Annotated in this window: 25 protein-coding genes; 22 read left to right on the top strand and 3 right to left on the bottom strand. The window is 66.2% G+C overall.

Translation table 11 applies throughout. From position 1 onward, the window contains the following. The first annotated feature begins 75 nt into the window (after positions 1-75). The 13 genes from AC6JAC_RS20040 to AC6JAC_RS19980 all read left to right on the top strand — a co-directional run bounded on the left by AC6JAC_RS20040 (position 76) and on the right by AC6JAC_RS19980 (position 12,730). A complete protein-coding gene (locus tag AC6JAC_RS20040) occupies positions 76-1,755 on the top strand; it encodes an ABC transporter substrate-binding protein (RefSeq protein ID WP_497966315.1) in 1,680 nt (559 codons plus the stop codon). A gap of 199 nt (positions 1,756-1,954) precedes the next feature. After that, on the top strand, positions 1,955-2,932 hold the full coding sequence (locus AC6JAC_RS20035; RefSeq protein WP_497966313.1) for an ABC transporter permease: 978 nt from the start codon (positions 1,955-1,957) through the stop codon (positions 2,930-2,932). Between the two features lie 11 nt (positions 2,933-2,943). Then, positions 2,944-3,978, top strand: coding sequence for an ABC transporter permease (locus AC6JAC_RS20030; RefSeq protein WP_497966311.1), 1,035 nt, complete (start codon positions 2,944-2,946; stop codon positions 3,976-3,978). Beyond that, positions 3,975-4,910: an ABC transporter ATP-binding protein gene (locus tag AC6JAC_RS20025; protein WP_497966309.1), complete on the top strand. Its 936-nt coding sequence runs from the start codon at positions 3,975-3,977 to the stop codon at positions 4,908-4,910. Before AC6JAC_RS20030 ends, AC6JAC_RS20025 begins: the two co-directional genes overlap by 4 nt. Continuing rightward, positions 4,907-5,956, top strand: a complete 1,050-nt coding sequence (locus AC6JAC_RS20020) for an ABC transporter ATP-binding protein (protein ID WP_454697477.1) — start codon at positions 4,907-4,909, stop codon at positions 5,954-5,956. The genes AC6JAC_RS20025 and AC6JAC_RS20020 overlap by 4 nt, the downstream gene beginning before the upstream one ends. Further along, entirely contained in the window at positions 5,953-7,524 is a 1,572-nt protein-coding gene (locus AC6JAC_RS20015) for a glycoside hydrolase family 32 protein (protein WP_497966306.1), read from the top strand. The genes AC6JAC_RS20020 and AC6JAC_RS20015 overlap by 4 nt, the downstream gene beginning before the upstream one ends. Before the next feature lie 539 nt (positions 7,525-8,063). After that, positions 8,064-9,659 (top strand): glycoside hydrolase family 68 protein, encoded by a 1,596-nt coding sequence (locus AC6JAC_RS20010; RefSeq protein ID WP_028272902.1) that lies wholly within the window; start codon positions 8,064-8,066, stop codon positions 9,657-9,659. A gap of 230 nt (positions 9,660-9,889) precedes the next feature. After that, positions 9,890-10,339: a hypothetical protein gene (locus AC6JAC_RS20005; protein ID WP_497966304.1), complete on the top strand. Its 450-nt coding sequence runs from the start codon at positions 9,890-9,892 to the stop codon at positions 10,337-10,339. 88 nt (positions 10,340-10,427) lie between these two features. After that, a complete protein-coding gene (locus AC6JAC_RS20000) occupies positions 10,428-10,889 on the top strand; it encodes an Asp23/Gls24 family envelope stress response protein (protein WP_028272904.1) in 462 nt (153 codons plus the stop codon). Next, entirely contained in the window at positions 10,886-11,077 is a 192-nt protein-coding gene (locus tag AC6JAC_RS19995) for a hypothetical protein (protein WP_028272905.1), read from the top strand. Before AC6JAC_RS20000 ends, AC6JAC_RS19995 begins: the two co-directional genes overlap by 4 nt. Then, positions 11,074-11,457 (top strand): hypothetical protein, encoded by a 384-nt coding sequence (locus AC6JAC_RS19990; protein WP_028272906.1) that lies wholly within the window; start codon positions 11,074-11,076, stop codon positions 11,455-11,457. The genes AC6JAC_RS19995 and AC6JAC_RS19990 overlap by 4 nt, the downstream gene beginning before the upstream one ends. Positions 11,458-11,558: 101 nt before the next feature. Continuing rightward, positions 11,559-12,122 (top strand): hypothetical protein, encoded by a 564-nt coding sequence (locus tag AC6JAC_RS19985; protein WP_497966889.1) that lies wholly within the window; start codon positions 11,559-11,561, stop codon positions 12,120-12,122. Further along, positions 12,119-12,730, top strand: coding sequence for a hypothetical protein (locus tag AC6JAC_RS19980; protein ID WP_497966302.1), 612 nt, complete (start codon positions 12,119-12,121; stop codon positions 12,728-12,730). Before AC6JAC_RS19985 ends, AC6JAC_RS19980 begins: the two co-directional genes overlap by 4 nt. A gap of 58 nt (positions 12,731-12,788) precedes the next feature. On the opposite strand, the gene AC6JAC_RS19975 is transcribed toward AC6JAC_RS19980, so the two are convergent. Then, positions 12,789-14,678 (bottom strand): glycoside hydrolase family 13 protein, encoded by a 1,890-nt coding sequence (locus AC6JAC_RS19975; RefSeq protein ID WP_497966300.1) that lies wholly within the window; start codon positions 14,676-14,678, stop codon positions 12,789-12,791. Between the two features lie 109 nt (positions 14,679-14,787). Here AC6JAC_RS19975 and AC6JAC_RS19970 point away from each other — a divergent pair, with 109 nt between their 5' ends. The 5 genes from AC6JAC_RS19970 (at position 14,788) to AC6JAC_RS19950 (ending at position 19,451) form a co-directional block, all read left to right on the top strand. After that, positions 14,788-16,071 (top strand): ABC transporter substrate-binding protein, encoded by a 1,284-nt coding sequence (locus AC6JAC_RS19970; protein WP_028272910.1) that lies wholly within the window; start codon positions 14,788-14,790, stop codon positions 16,069-16,071. 6 nt (positions 16,072-16,077) lie between these two features. Next, the gene (locus tag AC6JAC_RS19965; protein ID WP_028272911.1) at positions 16,078-17,115 is read left to right on the top strand and encodes a carbohydrate ABC transporter permease; all 1,038 of its coding nucleotides are present in this window, start codon (positions 16,078-16,080) and stop codon (positions 17,113-17,115) included. After that, on the top strand, positions 17,112-18,008 hold the full coding sequence (locus AC6JAC_RS19960) for a carbohydrate ABC transporter permease (protein WP_028272912.1): 897 nt from the start codon (positions 17,112-17,114) through the stop codon (positions 18,006-18,008). The genes AC6JAC_RS19965 and AC6JAC_RS19960 overlap by 4 nt, the downstream gene beginning before the upstream one ends. Before the next feature lie 8 nt (positions 18,009-18,016). Then, positions 18,017-18,286 (top strand): hypothetical protein, encoded by a 270-nt coding sequence (locus tag AC6JAC_RS19955; protein WP_028272913.1) that lies wholly within the window; start codon positions 18,017-18,019, stop codon positions 18,284-18,286. Positions 18,287-18,386: 100 nt separating this feature from the next. Next, a complete protein-coding gene (locus AC6JAC_RS19950; protein WP_497966297.1) occupies positions 18,387-19,451 on the top strand; it encodes a LacI family DNA-binding transcriptional regulator in 1,065 nt (354 codons plus the stop codon). Positions 19,452-19,466: 15 nt separating this feature from the next. On the opposite strand, the gene AC6JAC_RS19945 is transcribed toward AC6JAC_RS19950, so the two are convergent. Both AC6JAC_RS19945 and AC6JAC_RS19940 read right to left on the bottom strand, forming a co-directional pair. After that, positions 19,467-20,435: a DUF8083 family protein gene (locus tag AC6JAC_RS19945; protein ID WP_497966295.1), complete on the bottom strand. Its 969-nt coding sequence runs from the start codon at positions 20,433-20,435 to the stop codon at positions 19,467-19,469. 10 nt (positions 20,436-20,445) lie between these two features. Then, positions 20,446-21,252 (bottom strand): exodeoxyribonuclease III, encoded by an 807-nt coding sequence (locus AC6JAC_RS19940; RefSeq protein WP_497966293.1) that lies wholly within the window; start codon positions 21,250-21,252, stop codon positions 20,446-20,448. A gap of 304 nt (positions 21,253-21,556) precedes the next feature. Here AC6JAC_RS19940 and AC6JAC_RS19935 point away from each other — a divergent pair, with 304 nt between their 5' ends. The 4 genes from AC6JAC_RS19935 to AC6JAC_RS19920 are packed head-to-tail and all read left to right on the top strand — an operon-like array spanning position 21,557 to position 25,941. Next, positions 21,557-23,056: a CoA-acylating methylmalonate-semialdehyde dehydrogenase gene (locus tag AC6JAC_RS19935; protein WP_497966291.1), complete on the top strand. Its 1,500-nt coding sequence runs from the start codon at positions 21,557-21,559 to the stop codon at positions 23,054-23,056. Continuing rightward, complete coding sequence (locus tag AC6JAC_RS19930) at positions 23,056-24,168, top strand: enoyl-CoA hydratase/isomerase family protein (protein WP_497966289.1); 1,113 nt, start codon at positions 23,056-23,058, stop codon at positions 24,166-24,168. Before AC6JAC_RS19935 ends, AC6JAC_RS19930 begins: the two co-directional genes overlap by 1 nt. Then, complete coding sequence (mmsB, locus tag AC6JAC_RS19925) at positions 24,161-25,108, top strand: 3-hydroxyisobutyrate dehydrogenase (RefSeq protein ID WP_497966287.1); 948 nt, start codon at positions 24,161-24,163, stop codon at positions 25,106-25,108. Before AC6JAC_RS19930 ends, mmsB begins: the two co-directional genes overlap by 8 nt. A 53-nt stretch (positions 25,109-25,161) precedes the next feature. Next, entirely contained in the window at positions 25,162-25,941 is a 780-nt protein-coding gene (locus tag AC6JAC_RS19920) for an enoyl-CoA hydratase (protein WP_028272677.1), read from the top strand. The last annotated feature ends 22 nt before the right edge of the window (positions 25,942-25,963 follow it).

Below are 25,963 nucleotides of genomic sequence, written 5' to 3'. Positions count from 1 at the left end.
CAAATCAACTACTGAACAGCAACCCCTAACCACACCTTCACCTTCACAGCGAAGAAGAGGAAAGAGATATCCATCATGACACAAGCACGATTCCTGAGGTCTGCCCGCATTGCGGCGGCGGGCCTGGCCATGGGCGCCCTGGTGCTCACCGGATGCTCGGCCAATGCAGGCAACTCCGGTTCCGCCAAGGCTGACGGCTCGGCGCAAAGCGCCCTCCTGACCATTCCCCGCGAGGACATGGGCACGTTCGTCCGCAACTTCAACCCGTTCGCCCCCACCGTGGCCCCCATGACCCAGCAGGCCATCTACGAATCCCTGCTCATCTACAACCCGGCCAAGGGCGACACCACCCCGTGGCTGGCCAGTGAATGGAAGGCGGCCGGGGACGGAAAGTCCATCACCTTCACCCTCCGCGACGGCGTGAAGTGGTCCGACGGCCAGCCCCTGGTCCCCGCCGACGTGGTCACCACGTTCGCGTTGCAGAAGAAGATCAAAGGCGGCTACGACTACTTGGACACGGTCACGGCCGAAGGCGCCAACCAGGTCAAGTTCAGCTTCAAGACCGCCTGGTCCCCGGCGCTGTTCGACCTCGGCCAGCTGAGCATCCTGCCGGACCACGTCTGGTCCAAGATCGCGGACCCCGAGAAGGACGCCAACGAAAAGCCCGTCGGCACCGGCCCGTACACCGAAGTGGACACCTTCCAGGCCCAGTCCTTTGTGCTGAAGAAGAACCCCAACTACTGGCAGCCGGACAAGCAGAAGATCGCCGGTATCAAGATGCTCGCCTTTGCAGGGAACGACGGCGCGAACCTCGCCGCCGCGAACGGCGACGTGGACTGGGCGCCGCAGTACATGCCCAACATCGAGAAGACCTTCATTTCCAAGGACCCGGACCACCGCAAGTACTGGTTCCCGCCCACGGGTTCCATGATCAATTGGCAGCTCAACACCACCAAGGCGCCGTTCAACGACACGGACGTCCGCAAGGCCCTTTCCATGGCGGTGGACCGCGAGCAGGTCACCAAGATCGGCATGAGCGGCTACACCAAGCCGGCAGACTGCACCGGGCTTTCCGGGAACTACGAAACCTGGAAGAACAAGGAGGTCCAAGACAACTGCGAGTGGACCAAACTCAGCGTGGACGAGGCCAACAAGCTCCTGGACAAGGCCGGCTACGCCAAGGGTGCGGACGGCAAGCGCACACTGAAGGGCGGCAAGCCCTTCGAGTTCAAAATCTCCGTGGGAGCAGCTTCCTCCGACTGGCTCTCCGTGGCCAACGTGATCGCCCAGAACCTCGCCGAGGTTGGCGTCACGGCCAAGGTTGATTCGCCGGACTGGGCGGCCGTGGTGGCGGGCTACGAAACCGGTGACTTCGATTCCGGCATCGTCTGGACCGCCAACGACCCCAGCCCGTACAAGTACTTCGCGGGCGTCATGGGCTCCACCACGGTCAAACCGGTGGGGGAGAAGGCCTTTGAGAACTACCACCGCTTCGGCGATCCCAAGGCGGACTCCCTGCTGACCGAATTCGCAGCCGCAGCCGACGAGAACACCCAGCACGATATCGCGGACAAGCTCCAGGAGGAGTACAGCGCAGTGGCTCCGACCATCCCGCTGTTTGCCGGCCCGGAATGGGGCGCCTACAACAACACCCGGTTCACCGGCTGGCCCACGGAAGAAAACCCGTACGCCACCCTCTCGGTCCGGGCACCCACCACTGTCCTGGTCCTGACCTCGCTGGAACCGGCCAAGTAGTCCCCGCTGCCTCCCCAAACTCGCGAGCTCGTTTGGGGCCCCTCGGCAGCGTGGGCCCACCCGCTGCCTCCCCAAACTCGCGAGCTCGTTTGAGGCACTTCGGCAGCGTGGGCCCCAACTTTCCCCGCACACCCGGCGCTGTTGCCGGCGCCGGGTGTGCACCTCCCAAACTTCCGCACTTCCCGAATGGAGGGAAACCGTGCGCTTTATCCTGCGCCGCCTGGGTTTCTACCTGATCGCCTTCTGGGTGTCCATCACTTTGAACTTCCTCCTCCCGCGCTTTATGCCGGGAGACCCCGTATCCCGCATGTTCGCCCGCACCCAGGACCGCATGCAGCCCGAACAGATCGAGGCCCTCCGCAAGCTGCTCGGCGTCGACAGCCGCCCCATCTGGGAGCAGTACGTCGGCTACCTGCACAACATGGTCACCGGGCAGATGGGTGTCTCCATCTCCCGCTTCCCGACGCCGGTCACCGAAGTCATCGCCTCGCAGGTGGGCTGGACCCTCCTGCTGGGCGGGACCGCGCTGGTGATTGCCGCCGTCGTGGGCAACCTGCTCGGCATCCTGGCCGCGTGGCGGCGCGGCGGGGCGATCGACTCCGCGCTGCCTCCGCTCCTGATTTTCATCGGCTCCTTCCCGTACTTCTGGCTCGCGATGGGCGCCCTCTACCTGTTCGGCGTCACGCTGGGCTGGTTCCCCATCCGCCACGCGTTCAGCGACACGATTGAGCCGAGCTTCAGCTGGGAGTTCATGTCCGACGTCGGGATGCACCTGGTGCTGCCGGCCCTCACCATCGTGCTGGTTTCGGTGGGCGGCTGGATGCTCGGCATGCGCAACACCATGATCGCCACCAACGCCGAGGACTACATCACCATGGCCGAGGCCAAGGGCCTGCGCCCCGGCCGGATCATGTTCCGCTACGCCGCCCGCAACGCCATGCTGCCGTCCGTCACCAGCTTCGGCATGAGCCTGGGCTTCGTGGTGGGCGGTGCCCTGCTGACCGAAGTGGTGTTCGCCTACCCCGGCGTGGGCTACCAGCTCCTCAACGCCGTGCAGGGCCTCGACTACCCGCTTATGCAGGGGCTCTTCCTGACCATCACCGCTGCCGTGCTGCTGGCCAACTTCCTCGTGGACATCCTCTACGTCCGCCTCGACCCGCGCGTGCGCGCCAACTAGGAAGGACGGACATGACCACGTCCATCGCAACCACCGCTTCCACCCTGCCGGGGGAGACTCCCGCCGGCGGCCCCGGTGCCAGTTTTGGAACGCCCGACGGCGGCACCGGACTCCCGCCCGGAGCCTCCGTCCGCAGGCCCAACCGCAGCCTGCTGCACGGCCTGCTGACCAACAAGAAGGCCATGACCGGCGCAGCCATCCTGTTCATTTTCATCGCCCTGGCGCTGCTTGCCCCCGTCCTCTACCCGGACAACCCCTCCAAGATCACCGGCATGGCATCGCAGGAGCCGGATTCGGAGTTCTGGCTGGGCACCACGGCCAAGGGCCAGGACGTCCTGGCGCTGACTATCCACGGTGCCCGCAGCTCTCTGTTCGTGGGCCTGACCGTTGGCTTCGCCTCCACGTTCATCGGCATCCTGGTGGGCCTGGCCTCGGCCTACTTCGGGAAGTTTATCGACGAGGCGCTGTCCCTCACCACCAACGTGTTCCTGCTGCTGCCCGGGCTGCCGCTCCTGGTGATCCTGGCCGCGTTCCTGCCGCCCGGCCTGGGCACCGTGATCCTTGTCCTGGTGGTCACCGGCTGGGCCGGTTCGGCCCGGGTGCTGCGCTCCCAGGCGCTGTCCATTCGGTCCAAGGACTTCGTGGCCGCGGCCGTGGTCACGGGCGAACGGCCGTTGCGGATCATGTTCCGGGAAATCCTGCCCAATATGGCCTCGATTGTGATGGGCACTCTCCTGGCCTGCATCATCTACGGCATCGGCGCCCAGGCGGGCCTCGAATTCCTGGGGCTGGGTGACGTCAGCACCGTCTCCTGGGGCAACAACCTTTACTGGGCCGGCAACGAGGGAGCCCTGCTCACCGGCAGCTGGTGGGTGTTCGTGCCCTCCGGGCTGTGCATCGCGCTGGTGGCGTTTTCGTTGTCGCTGATCAACTACGCGGTGGACGAGGTTACGAACCCTCGACTGAGGAAAATACAGCTGCGGAAGATCCGGAAAACCAAGCCCGCCTCCAAACCCGCAAAACCCGGAAAGCGAGCATCGGCATGACCGTCTCCCAGACCTCCTTCGGGTCGCACGAACCTGTCCTGGAAATCAAGGACCTCACCGTGAAGTACCGCGGCGACACCCGCTCCACCACCGCCGTCGACCGTGTTTCCTTCAGCATCGGCACCGGCGAAATCTTCGGGCTGGCCGGGGAATCCGGTTGCGGCAAGTCCACCATCGCCAACGCCATCATGCGGCTGCTCCGCGACCCGGCGGAGATCGCCGGCGGCAGCATCCGTTTTGGCGGCAAGGATGTCCTGGCCATGGGGCAGGAAGAGCTCCGCCGCTTCCGCTGGCAGGACGTGGCCATGGTGTTCCAGTCGGCCATGAATTCGCTCAACCCGGTGATGACCATCGGTGACCAGATCGTGGATATCTACACCACCCACGCCGGCTACACCCGGAAGGAGTCGCTCCGGCGGGCAGCCGAACTGCTCGAACTCGTCCGCATCGATCCCGCCCGGCTGAAGTCCTACCCGCACCAGCTCTCCGGCGGCATGCGGCAGCGCGCCGTCATCGCGATGGCTGTTGCGCTCAAGCCGTCGCTGCTGATCCTCGATGAGCCCACCACCGCGCTGGACGTGGTGGTGCAGCAGGAAATCATGGCCCAGATCAAGGAACTGCAACACGAACTGGGCTTCTCCGTCCTGTTCATCACGCACGACATGTCCCTCATGGTGGAGCTCTCGCACCGGATGGCCGTGATGTACGGCGGCCGGATCGTGGAGACGGCCAAGGCCAGGGACATCCACGCCGCCCCGCTGCACCCCTACACGCAGGCCCTGATGGGGGCGTTCCCGCCGCTCACCGGACCCCGGGTTCCGCTGACAGGCCTGGCTGACGGCGTGAAGTTCAGCAACATCGCCGACGTCCAGGAAGTCACGCCCGGACACTTCGTTTCGCCCCTTCCAGTCCTCCAAGGAGCATCGTCATGAGCAGGCACAGTGATACAGCTGCCCTCGAAGTGAAGGGCCTGGTCAAGGACTTCCATAGCGGCGGCCTGTTTTCCCGCGCCTCGGTCCGTGCCCTCGGCGGCGTGGATCTCGCCATCCGAAAGGGCGAGATCGTGGCGCTCGTGGGGGAGTCCGGGTCCGGCAAGAGCACCCTTGCCCGCTGCATCGCGCGTCTGGAAAAGCCCACCGAGGGCCAGATCCGGCTTAATGGCACGGACGTGCTAAAAAGGGACCGCTTCCAGGCATCGAGGGAATACCGCTCGCAGCTGCAGATGGTGTTCCAGGATCCCTTCGGCTCTCTCAACCCCGTACACCGGATCGAACACTTCCTCACCCGTTCGCTGACCCTGCACGGAAAGGCCGGCACACCGGCGCAGCTGCGGACCCGCCTCGATGAGCTGATGACCACCGTGGGACTTACCCCGGACATGCTCAATTCCTACCCGCACGAGCTCTCCGGCGGTCAGCGGCAGCGCGTGGCCATTGCCCGGGCGCTGGCGGTCGAACCGGAAGTGATCCTGGCGGACGAGCCCACGTCCATGCTGGACGTCTCCGTGCGGATCGGCATCCTCAACCTGATGCGGAAGCTCCGCGACGAGCAGGGCATTTCGATGCTCTACATCACCCACGACCTCGCCTCCGCCCGCTACCTCGCGGACCGGATCGCTGTCATGTTCGCCGGGGAACTGGTGGAGGAGGGCGAATCGCTGGACCTGCTGGCCAACCCGGCCCATCCCTACACACGGCTGCTGGTTTCGGCCGTACCGGACCCCGCCCGCACCGGATCCTACGATCCGCGCGAGCGTGCCGCCCTGCGCGCGGCGGTGATGGAATCGGCGTCGTGCGCGTTCGACGGCGACCCGCAGCAGCGCTGTTCCGCCACCGAACCCGTCCGGCACCGCGTGGGAGACCCCGCGAATGAGCACTGGGTGCGCTGCCACCTCTACCGGCCTCCGGCCACGGCGGCGAGCCACGCCCTGTCCGCCGAGCCCCTCGACGCCCTTCCAGAAGACAAGGCCTCCGCATGACCGAACTGACCCACCCGCTGGCCACGGTGCCGCAGCACGAGCTGGTGGCAAGAGCCGAGGCAGACCCGCACCGGCCACGCTTCCACTTCGTCTCACCCGCAGGCTGGCTCAACGACCCCAACGGCGTGAGCCAATGGAACGGGACCTACCATCTCTTTTACCAGTACAACCCGGAGGGCGCCTTCCACCACCGGATCCTGTGGGGCCATGCCACCAGCACCGACCTGGTCAACTGGGCCGACCAGCCTGTGGCGCTTGAGCCCTCCGCCGGCCCGGACGCCGACGGTTGCTGGTCCGGTGTGCTGGTGGACGACGGCGGCACGCCCACCCTGGTGTACTCGGGCCGGCACGGGGAACGGGAGCTGCCCTGCGTGGCGGTCGGCTCACCGGATCTCCTGAGCTGGACCAAGGCCCCCGAAAACCCTGTAATCCCTGCGCCGCCGGCCGGGGTGGACATCACCGCCTACCGCGACCACTGCGTCTGGCGGGAAGGCCCGGTCTGGCGCCAGCTGGTGGGGTCGGGCATCCGCGGGCGCGGCGGGACGGCGTTCCTGTACGAGTCGGCCGACCTCCGCCGCTGGGACTACATCGGTCCGCTGTTCATCGGCGACGCCGCCTCCGGCCATCCGGCCGCCACGGACTGGCAGGGCACCATGTGGGAGTGTGTGGACCTGTTCCGCGCGGGCGGCGGGACGCTGGGTGACGGTTCTCCGGGTGACAGCACCGACGTGCTGGTCTTCTCGGCGTGGCACTACGGCGATACGCGCCATCCGCTGTACTGGACCGGCCGCTACGCGGGGGATTCGTACACGCCCCGGAACCTTCACCGGCTGGACTACGGCGGACGCTACTTCTACGCCCCGCAGTCCTTCGCGGACGAGTCCGGACGCCGGGTCATGTTCGGCTGGCTGCAGGAAGGCCGGACCGACGCCGCCATGGTGGAGGCCGGCTGGTCGGGCGTGATGAGCCTGCCGCGGGTGGCCACCCTGGAAGCGGACGGGGAACTGGCCTTCGCCCCCGTGCCGGAGCTGGAGTCGCTGCGGCGCGACCATGTCCGGCTCGGGCCCCGCACAGTTGGCGCGAGTGATGTCCTGACCAGCGTGTCCGGGAACCAGTTGGACCTTGAACTGGAGCTGGAATTAGAGCCGGGGAGTGTCTTCCGGCTGGGTGTCCTGGGGAGCTGGCCCGTTAAGGACCCGGCACTCGCCCAGGACCCGGAGCCGGCCGAGGAAACGGTGATCGAAATTGGCTGCGACGTGGGCAGCGGCGGGTTTTCGCACTCCTACGTGCTTCTTGACCGTTCCCGGACCAGCCTCGACCACACGGTGGACACCGGGGAGAAGTCAGGCCCCGTCCGGCTGCCCGGCGGGAAGTTGCACCTGCGCGTGCTGGTGGACCGCTCGGCGCTGGAGGTCTTCGCCAACGGAAAGCCGCTGACGGCCCGCGCCTACCCGACCCTCGGCGGCCAAACCGTCCGGTTGTCGGCCACCGGAACGGTCAGGCTGCTCCAGCTGGACGCCTGGCGGATGGAAGGAGTCTTCGCCGGCCCGCGCCCGCTGTTTCCCTAGGCCCCAAAATCCTGAAAAACTCCCACAACCCCCGTCGATTGCTCCGTAGCGGCCCTTTTGGGGCTCCATAAGGGCCGCTACGCAGCACTCGATGGCACGTCCGAGATCAGAGGCGATCTGAACGGACAGGCTCCCGGAGAACCCGTTCCGCCCGCCGCCCGGAGGTGAATTGCAGGTGGCCTGCGGGTGACTTTTCACACTAAATCTGATTTATGGCGCAACATTTGACTCGAAAAACGAGATGTGGCACGCGCGCGCAATGGGCAATGTAAGCGCTTGCACAAATGGAGCGAAACTCGGTTTTTAGCCGCTCGAAACACGGTTTGATAAGCCTGCTTATGCGTGCCAGCGTAGAGACCGGCGCAGGAAAGGATTCCTTTCCGAAGCGCCTTCCGGGGCCCTACCCAAGCCCCGTCCCCCTCGACACAAAGGCGTCCTCGATGACGCCTGCCGTGTCGTCGGGAACGCCGGAGTTTCGGGGAATGAGGGCAGACGCCCGTCTTCCACGAATGGTCTCAACTCCGCGAGAAGAGCAATAAATGCACAAGCACCCCAATACACACCGGATGCTGCGGTGGCGCCCTGCCGCCGCAGCACTGGCAACGGCCGTGGCGGCTTCCGCCTTCCTTGCGGTTCCCTCGGCCCAGGCCAACGAACCCTCGGACCCGCCCGCCACCCAGCAGATGCCGGCACCCACGCCCGGCTTCCCGCTGCCCACCGATCACAGCCAGAAGGCTTATGACCCGGCGGCGGAGTTCACCTCAAAGTGGACCCGCGCCGATGCCAAGCAGATCATGGCGCAGAGCGACTCCACCGTCACGCCCGGCCAGAACTCCATGAGCCCGGATGTCACCATGCCGGAAATCCCCGAGGATTTCCCCGCCATGAACGACGACGTCTGGGTCTGGGATACCTGGTCCCTCACCGACGAAAATGCGAACCAGATCAGCTACAAGGGCTATGACGTCATCTTCTCCCTGGTGGCTGACAGGCACGCCGGCTACGGCTTCGACCAGCGCCACTGGAACGCCCGGATCGGTTACTTCTTCCGCAAGACCAACGCCGACCCGGCCAAGGACAAGTGGAACTACGGCGGACACCTGTTCCTGGACAACACCTCCATCGGCAACACCGAATGGTCCGGTTCCACCCGCCTGATGCAGGGCAACCAGGTCAACGTGTTCTACACGGCCACCACGTTCTACGACGTTGCCGAGCGCAACGCGGGCGGCGGCGGCATCGCCCCGGACGCTGCCATTGCCAAGGCACTCGGCAACATCCACGCCGACAAGAACGGCGTCACCTTCGACGGCTTCAAGCACACCAAGCTGCTGGAACCGGACGGCAAGATGTACCAGAACAAGGCACAGAACCCGGGCTTCGCCTTCCGCGACCCGTACACGTTCGCCGACCCCGCCCACCCGGGCAAGACCTTCATGGTTTTCGAAGGCAACACCGGCGGCAAACGGGGCGAATACGAGTGCAAGCCCGAGGACCTGGGCTATAAGGCCGGCGACCCGAACGCCGAGAGCCTCAATGAGGTCAACAGCAGCGGCGCCTACTACCAGACAGCCAACGTGGGGCTGGCCGTGGCAGACAACAAGGACCTGACCAAATGGTCCTTCCTGCCGCCGGTCCTCTCGGCGAACTGCGTCAACGACCAGACCGAGCGTCCGCAGATCTTCATCCAGAATGAAGGCGGCAAGAACAAGTACTACCTGTTCACCATCAGCCACCAGTTCACCTATGCGGCCGGCATGCGCGGCCCCGACGGCGTCTACGGCTTCGTCGGTGACGGCATCCGCTCCGACTACCAGCCGATGAACAACAGCGGACTGGCCCTGGGCTCGCCCACGGACCTGAACCTTCCGTCCGAGTCCCCGGAGGCACCCACTCCGAGCCAGAACGGCCGTCAGTTCCAGGCCTACTCGCACTACGTGCAGCCGGGTGGCCTGGTGCAGTCCTTCATCGACAACGTGAACGGCGTCCGCGGCGGCTCGCTCTCGCCCACCGTGAAGATCAACTTCCGTGACGGCGTGTCCCAGGTAGACCGCACCTTCGGCAAGAACGGCCTCGGTCCGTTCGGTTACCTGCCCACGAACGTCAAGGTTGGCGGCGAGGGGCTCTACAAGTAACCCGCACGGGGACCCAACACCAGCAGTAGCAGCGGGGGCGTCCGGAACTCATCCGGGCGCCCCCGCTGCTTTTGCGCCCTCATAGCCCTTATATAGGTACAGACCTTCCGCCCGCCGCTTGGGATCCCGGAGGCCATCCGGGCTAGACTCGCACGCCGGGGACAGAACGCCATCGCCGCCTGAAGCCGGAAACGGAACGGGCGCCACAATCTCGACCAGAAAAGTGACTCTTGAACAACCTCTCACGCCCTCTGACCGCAGCCGCCCTCCTCGCCGCACTGGCGCTCACCGCATGCTCCGCGCCCGAAGCCGGCAGCGCGCCGTCGTCGTCCGCTGCCGCGACCGCCGCGGCAACGGCGACCCCGACCCCCACCAAAAGCTCCGGGCCGTACGGGGACTTTGCCTCAGCGGCGGAGGCGTGCACCACCATCTCCCAGCAGGCCACCGGCGCCTCGCTTTTCCCGCTTTCGGCCGCGCAGGGCAAGACCGCGGAACTGGAACAGCTCAAAGCGGAGCTCAGCGACACTGCCGGACGCGTTCCGGACGAGCTCAAGGCCGATTTCGCCCACCTGAATGAGGTGGCCGTGGCCGGGCTGAGTGACCAGACGGTGTACTCCAGCGGAAAGTTCGAAGCCGCCATGGCCCCTGTTACCGGCTGGCTCGCCGCCAACTGCAAATAGCGGATTCCGGCCTGGCGATTTTCACCGGCGTCCGGCCGCTTGTCGCGGCCAAGGGATAGGGTGGTGTTCAAGAGAAGGGGAGTGCCTGATGGAATACCAGAACCCACATCCCGCGCCGGGGGCCCACGCTGATCCAGCCGTTGCCCTGACGGCCGGCACCGGACGTACCGTCATTTCCGAAACGGCCGTTGCCAAGGTCGCAGGTATCGCCGCCCGGGCCGTTCCGGGGGTTTATTCGCTCGGCACCGGTCCGTCCCGCGCCCTGGGGGCCATCCGGGACGCCGTCGGCAGCTCGGACCACGCCGCCGGCGTCCACGCAGAGGTCGGCGAGACGCAGGTGGCAGTGGACATCAACCTCGTGGCCGTTTACGGGACGCCGCTGCACTCGCTGGCAAACCAGGTCCGCGCGGCCGTGTACGCCGCCGTCGAAGAGCTCGTGGGCCTGCAGGTCATCGAGGTAAACGTGGAGATCAATGACGTCTACGTGGCGGGGCCGGCAAAGCCCGGACTGCCCGTGGAAGCCCGGACCGAAAGGGAGGCCATCCAGTGAACCTGACCGTGGTGGGAATTGCAGTGGGCGCCTTCGTGGCCTTTATGTCTTTCCAGTTCGGCGTCTGGGGTTTCCTGGTCTCGCTGCTTTTCATGGGGATAGGAGCCCTTTTTGGCCGTGCCGCGGAAGGGAAACTTGACCTGCGCAGCGTGTTCGACGCCATCACCGGCCGGCGCTCGTCCTCATGAGCAGCGCGGCCGGAACCGTGACCGGCGGGTCCGTGATGGCCGGTCACAACCGCATCAGCACCCAGGCGCTCACCAGCCTTGCCCGGGCAGCCGCCGCTGAGGCGCTGGGCGTCCCGGCACACGACGTCCGGGCGGACTGGTCCGACGACGACGGCCTGCTGGCCCTCTCGCTGGTCCTCCCGATCAGGATTCCGCCGCTCACCACGGTGCTGCGCGACCCCGGCCGCGTCGCCGGCTTCGGCGGATCCATCCGGGACCGCGCAGTCGCAGCCAGATCCGTGGTCCTGCACCGCGTTGCGGAGCTTAGCGGGGCGCAGCTGAGCCGGGTGGACATCCGCATCAGCGGCGCCGCCATCAGCGAAGGGGGACGGGTCCAGTGAACAACGGCACCGACGTCCGCTCAAAAGGCAGCCACGCAGCAGGGAACGGCGAATCCGGCGCAGTCTCCGCCGGCAGTACCCCGGATCCCCGGGGCGCCGGCATGCGCCGGATCCTGGACCGCGAAACACGCTCATCCCGTGCAGGGGTGGCCGGAATCGCTGCTGTCCTGGTGATCATCCTGTGCGGCTACGGCCTCCTCGAAGCCGGAGTCCGTGCGATCGGGCAGCCGCCGTGGCTCATCGATCCGCAGACCGCCGCGGAACGCATCATCGCGCTCCCGCAGGGCATACCCCCGCTGCTGCTCGGCGCCATCGGTGCCGTGACGGCCATGGCGGGTCTGTTCTTTTTCCTCAACGCAGTGCTGCCCGGCCGCCGCGCCCGGCACCTGCTTCCGGACCGCCGCGCCGGAGTGGTGGCCGACGACGAAGTGATCGCCTCCGCCCTGGCCCGCCGTGCCCGGCTGGCCGCAAACGTCACGCAGGAACAGGTGATGGTGGTGGTGTCCCAGCGTCAGGTGGTAGTCAACGTGCGGCCTACCTCCGGGGTGCCGGTCAGCGAAAACGCCGTCCTGGCAGTCGTGCTCGACGAGCTGCGGGACATGGCTCCGGAACCGATGCCCGAAGTGCGCGTCAATGTGGCTACGTCAGGAGTGATCGGGGCATGAACAACACCCCCAGGACGCTGAACAGGATCCTGATCGGAATCCTCGGACTGAAACTGCTCGCCGTCGGACTCTTGCTGGTTGTGCTGGCCACCGTCCCCGCGGCGGCATCATGGTGGCAGCAGTGGTCCGCCGGCGTGTGGAACGGAATGAGTCAGCTCTTGCAGCGCACCAGCATTCCCGGCCGCCAGGAGAGCTGGCTCTGGGCGGTCCTTGCGCTGCTGCTCGCAGTGGTCATTGCCTTGATGGTCGCCTGGGTGGCCCAGCAGGGCAAAGGCCGCTCCAGCCTTATCCTTGCCGAGGACGACGCCGAGGGCCTCCCCGGCAATGTGCGGATCGGCGGCGGCGTTGCCGAGCAGGCGCTGCGGGCCGCATTGGCCGAACGGCAGGACCTGGCCGGAGCAACCGTGGCCACCTACGAGGTCCGGGGCGAGCCCGCGCTGAAGATCCGGCTGCAGCCCAGGCAGGGCGTGGCCCCGCACCTCCTCGCCGCCGATGTGTCGGCCCTCGTGGAGGCGCTCGACGCCGTCGTCGGCAAGCGCGTCCCGGTGCTGATCCACATCGGCACCGGCGCCCGCTCCCGGTTCAGCCGCGCGGAACGCGTCCGCTAGCTAGATCACTTCCAGCTAGATCACTTCCAGCTAGATCGCCCCAGCTAGATCGCCCCAGCTAGATCGCCACGAGGTAGGCGGCCGAGTTCGGCGCAAGCTTCCGCGCGCCTCCCGGCCCCGCCCCGGGTTCAGCCGGGGCTCCCGCCACGGCCTCCGGACTGCTGGCAAGGGCAATCCGGTAGCCGTCCGGCAGCGCGGCCGCCGCGATGCCCATGTTGGCGACCACCAGGACGTCCCGGTTCTCGAAGGCGAGCACGCCCGCGGCGGGGGCATGCACGGCGGCCCAGCGGAAGCTTCCTGCGCCCAGCCGGTGTTCCTTGCGGAGTGCCAGCGCGGCACGGTATAGCTCCAGGGTGGAACCGTCGACGCCGTCCTGCCGGTCCGCGGCCAGTTCCCGGAAGGATTCCGGCTGGGGCAGCCAGGGGGCGGCCGGCGCGCTGCCGGCGAACCCGGACGCGAAACCGTAGCCTGGCTCGGCAGCCTTCCACGGGAGCGGCACGCGGCAGCCGTCGCGCCCCCGCTCTACGCCGTCGGTTCGGAAGAAGGTAGGGTCCTGGCGGGCCTCGGCGGGCACGGTCGTGTGTTCCGGCAGGCCCAGTTCCTCCCCTTGGTAGAGGTACGCCGAGCCGGGGAGGGCGAGTGAAACCATGGTGGCAGCCCGGGCGCGCGCGAGGCCCAGCCCGGCGTCGGGCTGTTCGTCCTCGGCAGCGATGCCCTTCGGGAACGTGGTGGGGTCCTTCAGGCCGAAGCGGGTGGTGTGCCGGACCGTGTCGTGGTTGCTGAGGACCCAGGTTGTCGTGGCACCCACCGTGGCGGCAGCCCGCAGCGAATCCTCAACGGCCGGGGCCGTCCGCTCCGCATCCCAGCCGGCCAGCAGGAAGTCGAAGTTGAACGCCTGCTGCATTTCATCAGGCCGGACGTACCGTGCCAGCCGCTCCGCCGGTTCCACCCACGCCTCGGCCACCATCATGCGGTCGCCGTCGTATTCCGCCAGCACCCGGTTCCAGTCGCGGTAGATGTCGTGCACGCCGTCCTGGTCAAAGAAGGGCGACGGCGGGTAAAGCGGCGAAACGACTTGGTGCTCGTTGCCGGCTGCGGCGGCGGCTGCTGCGTCAGCGGCAGCGGCAGCGTGAGCGCGGTGTGGCTCTTCGGCCTCGGTGTGGCCGCCGTGGGCCTCGCCCGGCAGTTCGCTGGCTCCTTCCACCATCGCCGCGGAGCCCTCCCAGTCCGGCAGGCCCGCCTCCTTGACCATGCCGTGGGCCACGTCCACACGGAAGCCGTCCACGCCCCGGTCCAGCCAGAACCGCAGCACGGAGCGCATTTCCTCCTGGACCTCGGTGTTGTCCCAGTTCAGGTCCGGCTGCTTGGTGTCGAAAAGGTGCAGGTACCACTGGCCGGGCTTGCCGTCGGCCTCCGTAACGCGGGTCCAGGCCGGTCCGCCGAAGATGGATTTCCAGTTGTTGGGTGCCAGATCGCCGTCGCCCGAGCCGGGGACGGAATCCCTGCCCTGCCGGAACATGTACCGGTCGCGTTCGCGTGAACCCGGAGGCGCGGCGAGTGCCGCCTGGAACCAGACGTGTTCGTCCGAGGTGTGGTTGGGGACCAGGTCAACGATGACCTTCAAGCCCAGCCCGTGAGCTTTCTGCAACATCCCGTCGAAGTCCGCCAGGGTGCCGAAAAGCGGGTCCACCTGGCGGTAATCCGCCACGTCATAGCCGGCATCGGCCTGCGGGGATTTGTAGAACGGGGACAGCCACACGGCATCAACGCCTAGCCGCTGCAAGTAATCCAAATGCGCCGTTACACCGAGCAGATCGCCCATCCCGTCTCCGTTGCCATCGGCAAAGGACCGCGGGTAGACCTGGTACACGACGGCGCTGGCCCACCACGTCGGAATCGAGGAACCGCTTGTCGGGACTGGGCTGTGTGCCACAGATATCCTTTCCATAAACTTCGGTGTAAACGCTTGCATTTCTCACCGCAACGTTACTAGTGTGATGGGCACCACTTCAACCGCACCGCCGATTTTGCTCGACACTCAGCGAGGAGTCTCCTTTATGAAATCCCCTAAGTTCCTTTTGCCGGCCGCTGCCGCCGGCGTTCTAGCATTAACGCTCTCCGCCTGCGGAGGCGGAGGCGGCACCACGGGCGGGGGTGGCGGCGACGCTGAACAAGGCCTCGATGGCCGCGGCCCCATCACCTACGTCCAGGGCAAGGACAACAGCAACGTTGTCCGCCCCCTCATTGAGAAATGGAACGCTGCGCACCCGAACGAGAAGGTCACGTTCAAGGAGCAGACCGACGCCGCTGACCAGCAGCACGATGACCTGGTCCAGAATTACCAGGCAAAGAACCCGAACTACGACGTTGCCAGCGTCGACGTTGTGTGGACTGCCGAGTTCGCCGCCAAGGGCTGGCTGCAGCCGCTGAAGGACAAGATGGCGGTAGACACCAAGGGGATGCTGGAGCCCACCATTGAGGCGGGCTCCTACAAGGGCACTCTCTACGCGGCACCGGTGTCTTCCGATGGCGGCATCCTCTACTACCGCAAGGACCTCGTCCCCACTCCGCCCAAGACCTGGGACGAGATGATGCAGATGTGCTCCGTCGCCAAGGCCAACAACATCGGCTGCTATGCGGGCCAGTTCAAGAAGTATGAAGGCCTCACCGTCAATGCGTCCGAGGCGATCAACTCCTTCGGCGGTTCCGTGCTGGACAAGGACGGCAAGCCGAGCCTGAACACTCCGGAAGCCAAGACCGGCCTTGAGAACCTGGCGAAGGCCTACGCGGACGGCAACATCCCGAAGGAAGCCATCACCTACCAGGAAGAGGAAGGACGTCAGGCATTCCAGGACGGCAAGCTTCTCTTCCACCGCAACTGGCCTTACGTGTACAACCTGGCCACCACTGAAGCATCGTCCAAGGTCAAGGATGTCCTGGGCATGACCGCACTGCCCGGTGCGGACGGTCCCGGTGCCTCCTCGCTTGGTGGTCACAGCGCGGCTGTGAGCGTGTACTCCAAGAACAAGGCCACTGCCCTGGACTTCGTGAAGTTCCTGACGGCCGAAGAGCAGCAGAAGTTCTTCGCCACCCAGGGTTCGCTGGCACCCGTGCTCGGTAGCCTGTACGAGGACAAGGAACTCGTCGCCAAGCTGCCGTACCTTCCGGTCCTGAAGACCTCCATCGAGAACGCCGTGCCGCGCCCGGTATCGCCGTTCTACCCGGCGGTTACCAAGGCCATCCAGGAAAATGCCTACTCCGCCATCAAGGGAGAGAAGACCGTGGAAAGCGCACTGTCTGACATGCAGAAGTCCATCGAATCCGCTAGCGCGGGACAGTAGCCACTCATGTCAACCGAATTGGGCCCGACGCCGGTAAAGTCACCGGCGTCGGGCGGTACCCCGATCCATCACGGACCCAAGGGTGTCGGTGAGGACAACAAGATCCTCAGCCAGGGCAAGTGGGCTTCCTGGCTCCTCGCCCCCACCATCATCGCGCTGGCGGTAGTGATCGTTTACCCGATCATCAGCGCACTCGTGATGTCCTTCCAGAAGGACGCCGGCCTGGATCCGGTCACCGGGCTGTTCACAGCCGGCGGCCCGGCAGGCGTCCAGAACTACGTGAACTGGCTGGCCCAGCAGTGCTCCGCTCCTGGTGGCGGCACTGTTGCCTGCCCGCCCGGAACCCTCGGTGCCCAGTTCTGGTCAGCCACGGCCACCACGTTCTTCTTCACCGTGGTCACCGTGACGCTGGAGACCGTCCTCGGTTTCTGGATGGCCCTCATCATGGCCAGGACGTTCCGGGGACGCAGCCTGGTCCGTGCAGCAGTCCTGGTTCCGTGGGCCATTCCCACCGCCGTGACCGCCAAGCTCTGGCTGTTCATTTTCGCCTTCGAAGGCATCGCCAACAAGCTGTTCAACACCACCATCCTGTGGACAGGCAGTGAGTGGCCGGCCAAGTGGGCCGTGATCATTGCAGACGTCTGGAAGACCACGCCGTTCATGGCACTGCTGATCCTTGCCGGCCTCCAGATGATTCCTGCGGAGGTCTATGAGGCCGCCAAGGTTGACGGCGCGACCACCTGGCAGCGGTTCCGGATGATCACCCTTCCGCTGGTCAAGCCGGCGCTGATGGTGGCAGTCCTGTTCCGCACGCTGGATGCACTCCGGATGTTCGACCTCCCGTACATCCTTACCGGCGGTGCCAACAACACCACTACGCTGTCCATCCTGGTGATCAACCAAATCAGACAAGGGTTCAACGCGGCGGCAGCATTGTCCACCATTACGTTCATCATCATCTTCCTGGTTGCGTTCATCTTTGTGCGCTTCCTTGGTGCGAACGTCGTGGAGCAAAGCGGAGCCACTGGTAAGGGGAAGAAATGAGCGCCGGGACAGCCACCACTGCCCTCAGGGCACAGCAGGACCGGGGCCGGAAGGCAGCCCAGAACAGGGAGAAGTGGGCGCAGGGACGCACGTACATCAGCGCCGTCGTCGTCCTGATCTGGTGCCTTGCGCCGGCCTACTGGATGGTGGTGACTGCCTTCCGCGAGGTGGGCTTCACCTACGACACCTCGATCTTGCCCACCCATGTCACGCTGGATAACTTCAACACGGCCTTCGATACGTCCTTCGGCAACAGGTTCGGCCAGGCTCTGCTCAACAGCATTTTCATCGGCGTCGTAGTCACGCTGGTCTCCCTGCTGATCGGTGTTTTCGCCGCCTACGCCCTGGCCCGCCTGAACTTCCGGTTCAAGTACCTGGTGCTGGGCTTCATCCTGGGGGCGTCCATGTTCCCGGGCGTCGCCCTCATCACCCCGCTTTTCCAGCTTTTCACCAACATCGGCTGGATGGGTACCTACCAGGCGCTGATCATCCCGAACATCTCCTTTGTGCTACCGCTGACCGTGTACACGATGACCTCGTTCTTCCGCGAAATGCCGTGGGAACTCGAGGAATCGGCACGGGTGGACGGCTGCACGCAGGGCCAGGCGTTCCGGAAGGTGATCCTGCCGTTGGCGGCACCGGCCATCTTCACCACGGCCATCCTGGCGTTCATCTCCTCCTGGAATGAATTCCTGATTGCCAGCCAGCTGTCCAGCGACGCGACCCAGCCGGTGACGGTGGCAATTGCCAGCTTCGCCGGAGCGCAGCCAAACCAGATTCCGTACACGGCCATCATGGCCGCCGGAACCATCGTCACCATTCCTCTGGTGATCCTGGTCCTGGTCTTCCAGCGCAAGATTGTTGCCGGCCTCACCGCCGGCGCTGTTAAGTGATCCGTCACGTGACAGGTTCGGCAACAGGCAAGGAACAGAACCAGGGGCTCGTTCGCAATGAGCACAAGCGTGCCCGCTCCGGTGAGGACTTCGACATCATCATCGGCTTCCTCGGCTTCTGGGCCGTGGTCCTGCTGGCGGTCACCGTCTGGATGGAGGTGACCGCCCAGCCGGCCCTCGGCTGGGCGCTGGGCCTGCTGGCCACGCTAGTGGCGCTGTACGGGATGGTGCGGCTCCGCCGCCGCCTGCCGGCCAGGACCGCTACACGTAAGAAATAGGAGCTGATCAAAGGCTCAAAGCTGAAGCGGAATAGACTGGCTTGTTGCCGCAGGAACACCCAGGTAGCAAGAATCTGCGAACAGCTAGCAAGGGGAAACCGTGGCACGCACAACAGACAGGGCTCAACGGGGCGGCCATTCCGGCGTCAGCATTGAGGACGTCGCCGCAGCAGCCGGGGTTTCCACAGCGACAGTCTCGCGCGCAGTCCGCGGACTGCCCAGGGTTTCGCCGGCCACCCGGGAAAAAATTCTCCAGGTGGCCGGCGCTTTGGGCTACGTGGCATCTTCCTCCGCGTCCGGCCTGGCCACCGGGCGGACAAAAACCATCGGTGTGCTGGCGCCGTTCGTCAGCCGCTGGTTCTTCTCCAAGGCGATCGAGGGCGCGGACCGGGAACTGCATGCGCGCCAGTACAACCTCTCGTTGTTCAACCTGGGCGGCCACGGCAGCAACCGCGAGCGGCTCTTCAGCAAGACCATGGTCTACAAGCAGATCGATGCCCTGCTGGTACTTTGTATGGCGCTGACCCATGAGGAACTTGAACACCTGCAGAAGATCGACATTCCCCTGGTGGTGGTTGGCGGTCACGTGGAGGAGTGCCCCTACATCGGCATTGACGACTACGCCGCAGCGTCCACCGCCGTCCGGCACCTGATCAGCCTCGGCCACAAGGACATCGCGCTACTGCACGGCGACGACGAAACCGACCTCAACTTCGACGTTCCCCGCGTCCGCATCAAGGCGTTCCAGGACGTCATGGCAGGGTCCGGGCTGACGGTGCGCCCGGAATGGGACGAGTGGGGCGACTTCACGGTCCGCAGCGGGCAGGAAGCGTTCACCAGGATGTGGGCCGATCCCGGCCCGAAGCCCACCGCCATTTTCTGCGCGTCGGATGAGATGGCCATGGGGGTCATTTTCGAAGCCACCAAAATGGGTGTTCGGATACCCGAGGACCTGTCTGTCATCGGGATCGACGATCACGATTTCTCCGACGCCATGGGGCTCACCACTGTCAGGCAGCGGCCTGACGAGCAGGCCGAACTGGGGACCAAGATGCTGCTGGACGAACTGGACGGCACCGTTGGCGCAGTCCAGTCACAGGTTGCGCCCCATCAGCTGATCATCAGAAGGACGACGGCGCCGCCCCCGTCCCGTGACCACGCTTAGGAAGCGCGAGCAGGCTTAGGAAGCGCGCGCCAGCTGCCTGATGGGAATCCACCGCGAGGCCAGCCGGCGGTAGGCTGCCGCGGCTCCGGTCATGTCTCCCTCGGCCAGGCATTCGATGCCCAAACGCACATCCATGGGGGACTCATCCGGATACACCTTGTCCGCCACGGCACCGTAATCCAGTTCCACGACGGAACCGGGGTGGAAGAGTTCCAGCCACTCGGTCAGCTGGGTCATGTCGTCCAGCATGTCCAGGTCGGGGGCTGCAAGGGCCAGGTTGGCCACGGCGTAACGCACGCGTTCCAGCGCTGCACCGATCGGTGCCCATACCCGGACAGTGACGATCCGCCCGTCCGACTCCACCACATCCTGGGGATCGGATTCCTGGAAGAGCGAGAACCAGCTGAACGGGATACCCCAGGTGGATGCCCGCGTGTGGACGCGGCTGGTGCCCTCGCGGGCTTTCACCAGGTCAATGCGTTCCTGGTGCTTGTCGCGCTGTTCTTCCGGAATCAGCAGTTCAGCGAGCGGACCGTGGATACCTTCCATGAGGGCGTTCGCAGCCAGTCCCGCCCGCAGCACCAGCTGGCTGGGACAGTACAGCAGAGCCTGTTCTTCATTATCGGCGCCTGCAGCGGCGGTGCCGCTGGCAGCGTCACCCGGCCCGCCGGCGTCGGACGTTCCGGACGCATCCGGAGCGCCGGAAGACTTCGGCGTAATGGGCTGCTTGGGCTCCGGGGGAGCCGGAATGACCCGGACCAGGTCGGTGCGCCCGGTGGGGAAGGGGTCGCCGCCGGGGCGGGTGATCCGCCCGAGGGACGCCTGCAGCTCAGCGTTTTCCACGGCTGCGCGGGACGCCGTCCTGGCACCCGCCGCCCGAAGCGCGGCGCGCTGGTCCTCCGGAAAAGCGGTGAGCGGCTCGTAGATCCGCAGCGCGGAGGAGAAAGGCAGGCCCGCCTGGCCCCGGTAGATGTTGCCCGTCATCGCGGCCCCATCAGTCGGCCAGTTCCACGATGACCGGAGCGTGGTCCGAGGCGCCCTTGCCCTTGCGTTCCTCGCGGTCGATCGAGGCCCCGGTCACGCGGGCGGCGAGGGCGGGGGAGGCCAGGACGAAGTCGATCCGCATGCCCTCCTTCTTGGGAAAGCGGAGCTGCGTGTAGTCCCAATAGGTGTAGACGCCCGGCCCCGGAGTGTGCGGCCGGACCACGTCGCTGAAGCCGGCGGCTTCGAAGGCGTGGAAAGCGGCCCGCTCGGGTTCGCTGACGTGGGTCATGGCGTTGGCGCGGAAAAAGTCGATGTCCCAGACGTCGTCGTCCTGCGGTGCGATGTTCCAGTCGCCCATCAGGGCGATCTGCGCTTCGGGGTTGTCGGCCACCCAGGTCTGGGCGTGGGTTTTCAGCATGTCCAGCCAGCTGAGCTTGTAGGGCATGTGTTCGTCGTCGAGCGACCGGCCGTTGGGAACGTAGAGGCTCCACACGCGGACGCCGCCGCAGGTGGCACCGATGGCGCGGGCCTCCTGGACGGGGTCCTTGCCGTTTTTGCCGAAGACGGGCTGGTCCAGGAAGGAGCGTTCCACGTCCGCAAGCCCAACGCGCGAGACGATGGCCACGCCGTTCCACTGGCTCACGCCGAAATGGGCCACCTCGTAGCCCATGCGCTCAAAGAGTTCCCAGGGGAAATTCTCGTCCTTGCACTTGGTTTCCTGGATGGCCAGCACGTCACAGTCGCTGCGCTCGAGCCAGGCCTCCACTCGGTCGGCACGGGCACGGAGGGAGTTCACATTCCAGGTAGCAATCTTCACAGTCCCTAACTTACCGAACTTGGGGCCCCGGCATCTGTCCAGCCCAGCTGTGTGCCGCCGTCGTGACCCTATTTCGGCTGGAAAGCGCGCAGACACGGGCGTTTCGCGGCCGGGACCGGGAGCCGGGGCACCAAAGAAGGTCACGACGGCGGCGCCGAGGACACCCGAGGGCAGCACCCGACGGCGGTGGGCAGGCAGGTGGGCGCACCTCCGCGGGCGGCGCCGGCAGTCTGGAATTTAGTAGGAAGTCCGAGTATATTCAGCTTCAGGATGATGTAGGTCACATGCAAAGGAGCATTCCGCCATGGTTCGCGAGCTTTCCCATTACATAGACGGGCAACGGGTTGAAGGCACTTCGGGGCGCTTCAGCGACGTCTACGATCCCTGCACCGGGCAGGTCCAGGCCAGGCTGCCGCTGGCCAATGCCGAGGAAGTCCGGAACGCCATCGCCAGCGCGGAGAAGGCCCAGGTGGAGTGGGGCGCTATGAATCCGCAGCGCCGCGGCCGGATCCTGCTGAAGTTCGTGGACCTGGTGAACGAGAACATCGACGAACTCGCCGCGCTGCTCTCCTCCGAACACGGCAAGACCCTCCCGGACGCCAAGGGGGACATCCAGCGCGGCATCGAGGTGGTGGAATTCGCCGCCGGCGCCCCGCACCTGCTCAAGGGAGAGTTCTCGGACAACGCAGGGACCGGCATCGACGTGCATTCGCTGCGCCAGCCGCTCGGCGTGGTGGCCGGCATTACGCCGTTCAATTTCCCCGCCATGATTCCGCTGTGGAAGTCCGGCCCGGCCCTGGCCGCAGGCAACGCATTTATCCTCAAGCCCTCGGAGCGGGACCCCTCAGTTCCCCTGCGCCTGGCCGAACTCTTCACCGAAGCGGGAGTCCCGGACGGCGTGTTCAACGTGGTCAACGGGGACAAGGAAGCGGTGGACACCCTGCTCGAGGATGAGCGGGTCAAGGCGATCGGCTTTGTGGGCTCCACCCCGATCGCGCAGTACATCTACGCCACGGCGGCAGCCCACGGCAAACGTGCGCAGTGCTTCGGCGGCGCGAAGAACCACATGGTGATCATGCCGGATGCGGACCTGGACATGGCCGTGGATGCCTTGATGGGCGCGGGCTACGGTTCCGCCGGCGAACGCTGCATGGCCATCTCCGTCGCCGTCCCGGTGGGCAAGGAAACGGCCGACGCCCTGGTGTCCAAGCTGGAGGAACGGGTCAAGCACCTCCGCGTGGGCCACAGCCTGGACAAGGACTCGGACTTCGGGCCGGTGGTGGCGGCGTCCGCCAAGGAACGGATCGAAGGCTACATCCAGTCCGGCGTGGACGAGGGCGCCACCCTGGTGACGGACGGCCGCGGCCTCACCGTGGACGGCTACGACGGGGGCTTCTGGGTGGGCCCCACGCTCTTCGACAACGTCACCAAGGACATGAAGATCTACAAGGAGGAGATCTTCGGCCCGGTCCTCAGCGTGCTCCGCGCCGAAGACTACGACGAGGCCCTCCGGCTCTGCAGCGAGCATGAGTTCGGGAACGGTGTGGCCATTTTCACCCGCGACGGCGACGCCGCCCGTGACTTCGCCAGCCGCGTGCAGGTGGGTATGGTGGGCATCAACGTGCCCATCCCGGTGCCCATCGCTTACTACACGTTCGGCGGCTGGAAGGCCTCCGGCTTCGGGGACCTGAACCAGCACGGGGCCGACGCGTTCCGTTTCTACACCAAGACCAAGACCGTGACCACCCGCTGGCCCTCCGGCATCCGCCAGGGCGCCAGCTACGTGATGCCGGAAGGCAGCTGATGAGCGCAGGACCTACCGCCGGTACGAACACAACAGGCCCCGACGAGGCGCCCACCGACGAGGTGCTGTTTGAGCGGCGCGGCCGCCTCGCGGTCATCACGCTGAACCGGCCCAGGGCGGTGAACGCGCTCACCGCGGGCATGGCCGCCGCCATGCTGGAACAGCTCACGGCATGGGCGGACGACGACGGCGTGGCCACCGTTTTGGTGCACGGCGCCGGGGAGCGGGGTCTGTGTGCCGGCGGCGACATCGTGGCCATCTATGAGGACATGCTGGCGGGCGGTGACGCCACCGCGGACTTCTGGCGCACCGAGTACCGGCTGAACGCGCTGATCGCCGGGTACCCCAAGCCGTATGTGGCCTTCATGGACGGCCTGGTGCTGGGCGGCGGCGTGGGGATCTCAGCGCACGGGTCCGTACGTGTGGTCACCGAGCGCACCCGCACCGGCATGCCGGAGACCACCATCGGTTTTGTGCCCGACGTCGGCGGCACCCTGCTGCTGTCCCGCTCGCCGGGGGAGGCGGGCACCCATGCGGCCCTGACGGGCGCCCACCTGAGCGGTGCGGATGCCCTGTTCCTGGGTCTGGCCGACCACTTTGTGGCGTCCGGGAACCTTCCCGCGCTGGCGGCCGCGCTGGAGACCGAAACGGCGGAAGCCGCCGTCGGACGCTTCACGGAGACGCCGCCGGTATCGGAGTTGGCCGGGCAGCGGGACTGGATCGACTCCTGCTACGCCAGCGACGACGCGGAGGACATCCTCCGGCGGCTCCGCACTTTTGACGGCGACGCCGCCGGGGAGGCAGCTGAAGCGGCGGACACCATCGAGGCGAAGTCGCCCACGTCCGTGAAAGTGGCGCTGGCATCGCTCCGCCGCGCGCGCGGCCTGAGCCTGGAGGAAGTCCTCGCCGAGGAGTACCGCGTTGGCCTGAGGTTCCTGGCAGGCGCGGACTTCCGCGAAGGCATCCGCGCCCAGGTGGTGGACAAGGACCGGAATCCGCAGTGGAAACCGGCCAGCCTGCACGAGGTCTCCGCCGCCGACGTCGCCAGGTTCTTCGAGCCGCTGGGGGACCGGGAGCTCAACCTGCAATCAAAGGAGGCCCGCAATGCCTGAAACTGAAACAGCAGCACCCGGAGAATCCGGAGGAAAAGGGCACGTCGCGTTCCTCGGGCTGGGACACATGGGCGGGCCGATGGCCGTCAACCTGGTCAAGGCCGGGTACACGGTGGCTGGGTTCGATGTGGTGCCCGCGGCGCTGGACGCGGCCCGGGAACACGGAATTCCCACCGTGGCGACGCCCGCCGAGGCAGTCGCCGGTGCGGATGTGGTGCTCACCATGTTCCCCAGCGGCCAGCATGTCCTGGATGCCTACCGCGGGTCGGGCGGGCAGCCGGGCCTGCTGGACGTGGCCGGACCGGACACCATGTTCCTGGACTGCTCCACCATCAACGTGGACGAGGCCCGCGAAGCGTCGGCGCTCGCCGTTGCCGCAGGCCACCGGGCCGTGGACGCCCCCGTCTCGGGCGGCGTGGTGGGTGCCGAGGCCGGAACCCTGACCTTTATGGTGGGCGCCCTCCCCGAGGACTTCGACGCCGTGCGGCCCCTGCTGGAAGTGATGGGCAAGCGCGTGGTCCACTGCGGCGGCCACGGTGCAGGCCAGGCTGCGAAGGTCTGCAACAACCTGATCCTGGGCGTCTCCATGATCGCGGTGAGCGAAGCATTTGTGCTCGGCGAGAAGCTCGGGCTCACGCACCAGGCCCTCTTCGACGTTGCGTCCGCCGCATCCGGGCAGTGCTGGGCGCTGACCACCAACTGCCCCGTGCCGGGACCGGTGCCCACCAGCCCCGCCAACCGCGACTATCAGCCGGGATTCGCCGGCGCGCTGATGGCCAAGGACCTCAAGCTGGCCCTGAACGCCCTGCAAAGCACCGGAGTGGCCGCGCGCATGGGCCCGCTGGCCTCGGAAATCTACGATACGTTTGCGGCTGAAGGCGGGGCGGCCCGGGACTTCTCCGGCATCATCACGGATATCCGGGACAAGTCCGCGCACTAGGCAGTTTTCGAAGCAGAACCACCTGCAAGGCAGAACCACGTGAGGAGTCAGGCATGACGGAGCAGTACGGGAACATTCTGGTGGAACGGCGCGGACGCGTGGGGCTGGTGACGCTGAACCGGCCCGAAGCGCTGAACGCGCTGAACAAGGCCACCATGGATGAACTCGTGGCTGCCGTCACGGCCATGGACGCTGATCCCGAAGTGGGCGCCGTGGTGGTGACCGGGTCCGGCAAGGCGTTTGCCGCCGGTGCGGACATCAAGGAGATGGCCGAGCAGGGCTACATGGACATGTACGCCGCGGACTGGTTCCGCGGCTGGGAGGATTTCACCCGGCTGCGCATTCCGGTGGTGGCGGCGGTTTCCGGCTTCGCCCTGGGCGGCGGCTGCGAGCTGGCGATGATGTGCGATTTCATCATCGCGGGGGACAACGCCAAGTTTGGCCAGCCGGAGATCAACCTGGGCGTCCTGCCGGGAATGGGCGGATCGCAGCGGCTCACCCGGGCCGTGGGCAAGGCCAAAGCGATGGACCTGATCCTCACGGGCCGGTTCATGGACGCGGAGGAAGCGGAGCGCGCCGGGCTCGTGTCCAGGGTGGTGCCCGCGGCGGACGTTGTGGAAGAAGCCGTGAAGGTGGCCGAAGTGATCGCCTCCAAGTCAAAGTCGGCTGCGATGCTGGCCAAGGAAGCCGTCAACGCCGCCTTCGAAACCGGACTGGCGCAGGGAGTGGTTTTCGAGCGGCGCCTCTTCCACTCACTGTTCGCCACCGAGGACCAGAAGGAAGGCATGGCGGCCTTCACGGAGAAGCGGCAGCCGGTCTTCAGGCACCGCTAGCCGCCGGGAAGGCCACCGCCCT

This window comes from Arthrobacter sp. KUASC02 (genome assembly GCF_059739395.1).
Note: the sequence above shows the minus strand (reverse complement) of the source record. Positions and strands in the feature narration are given on the sequence as shown.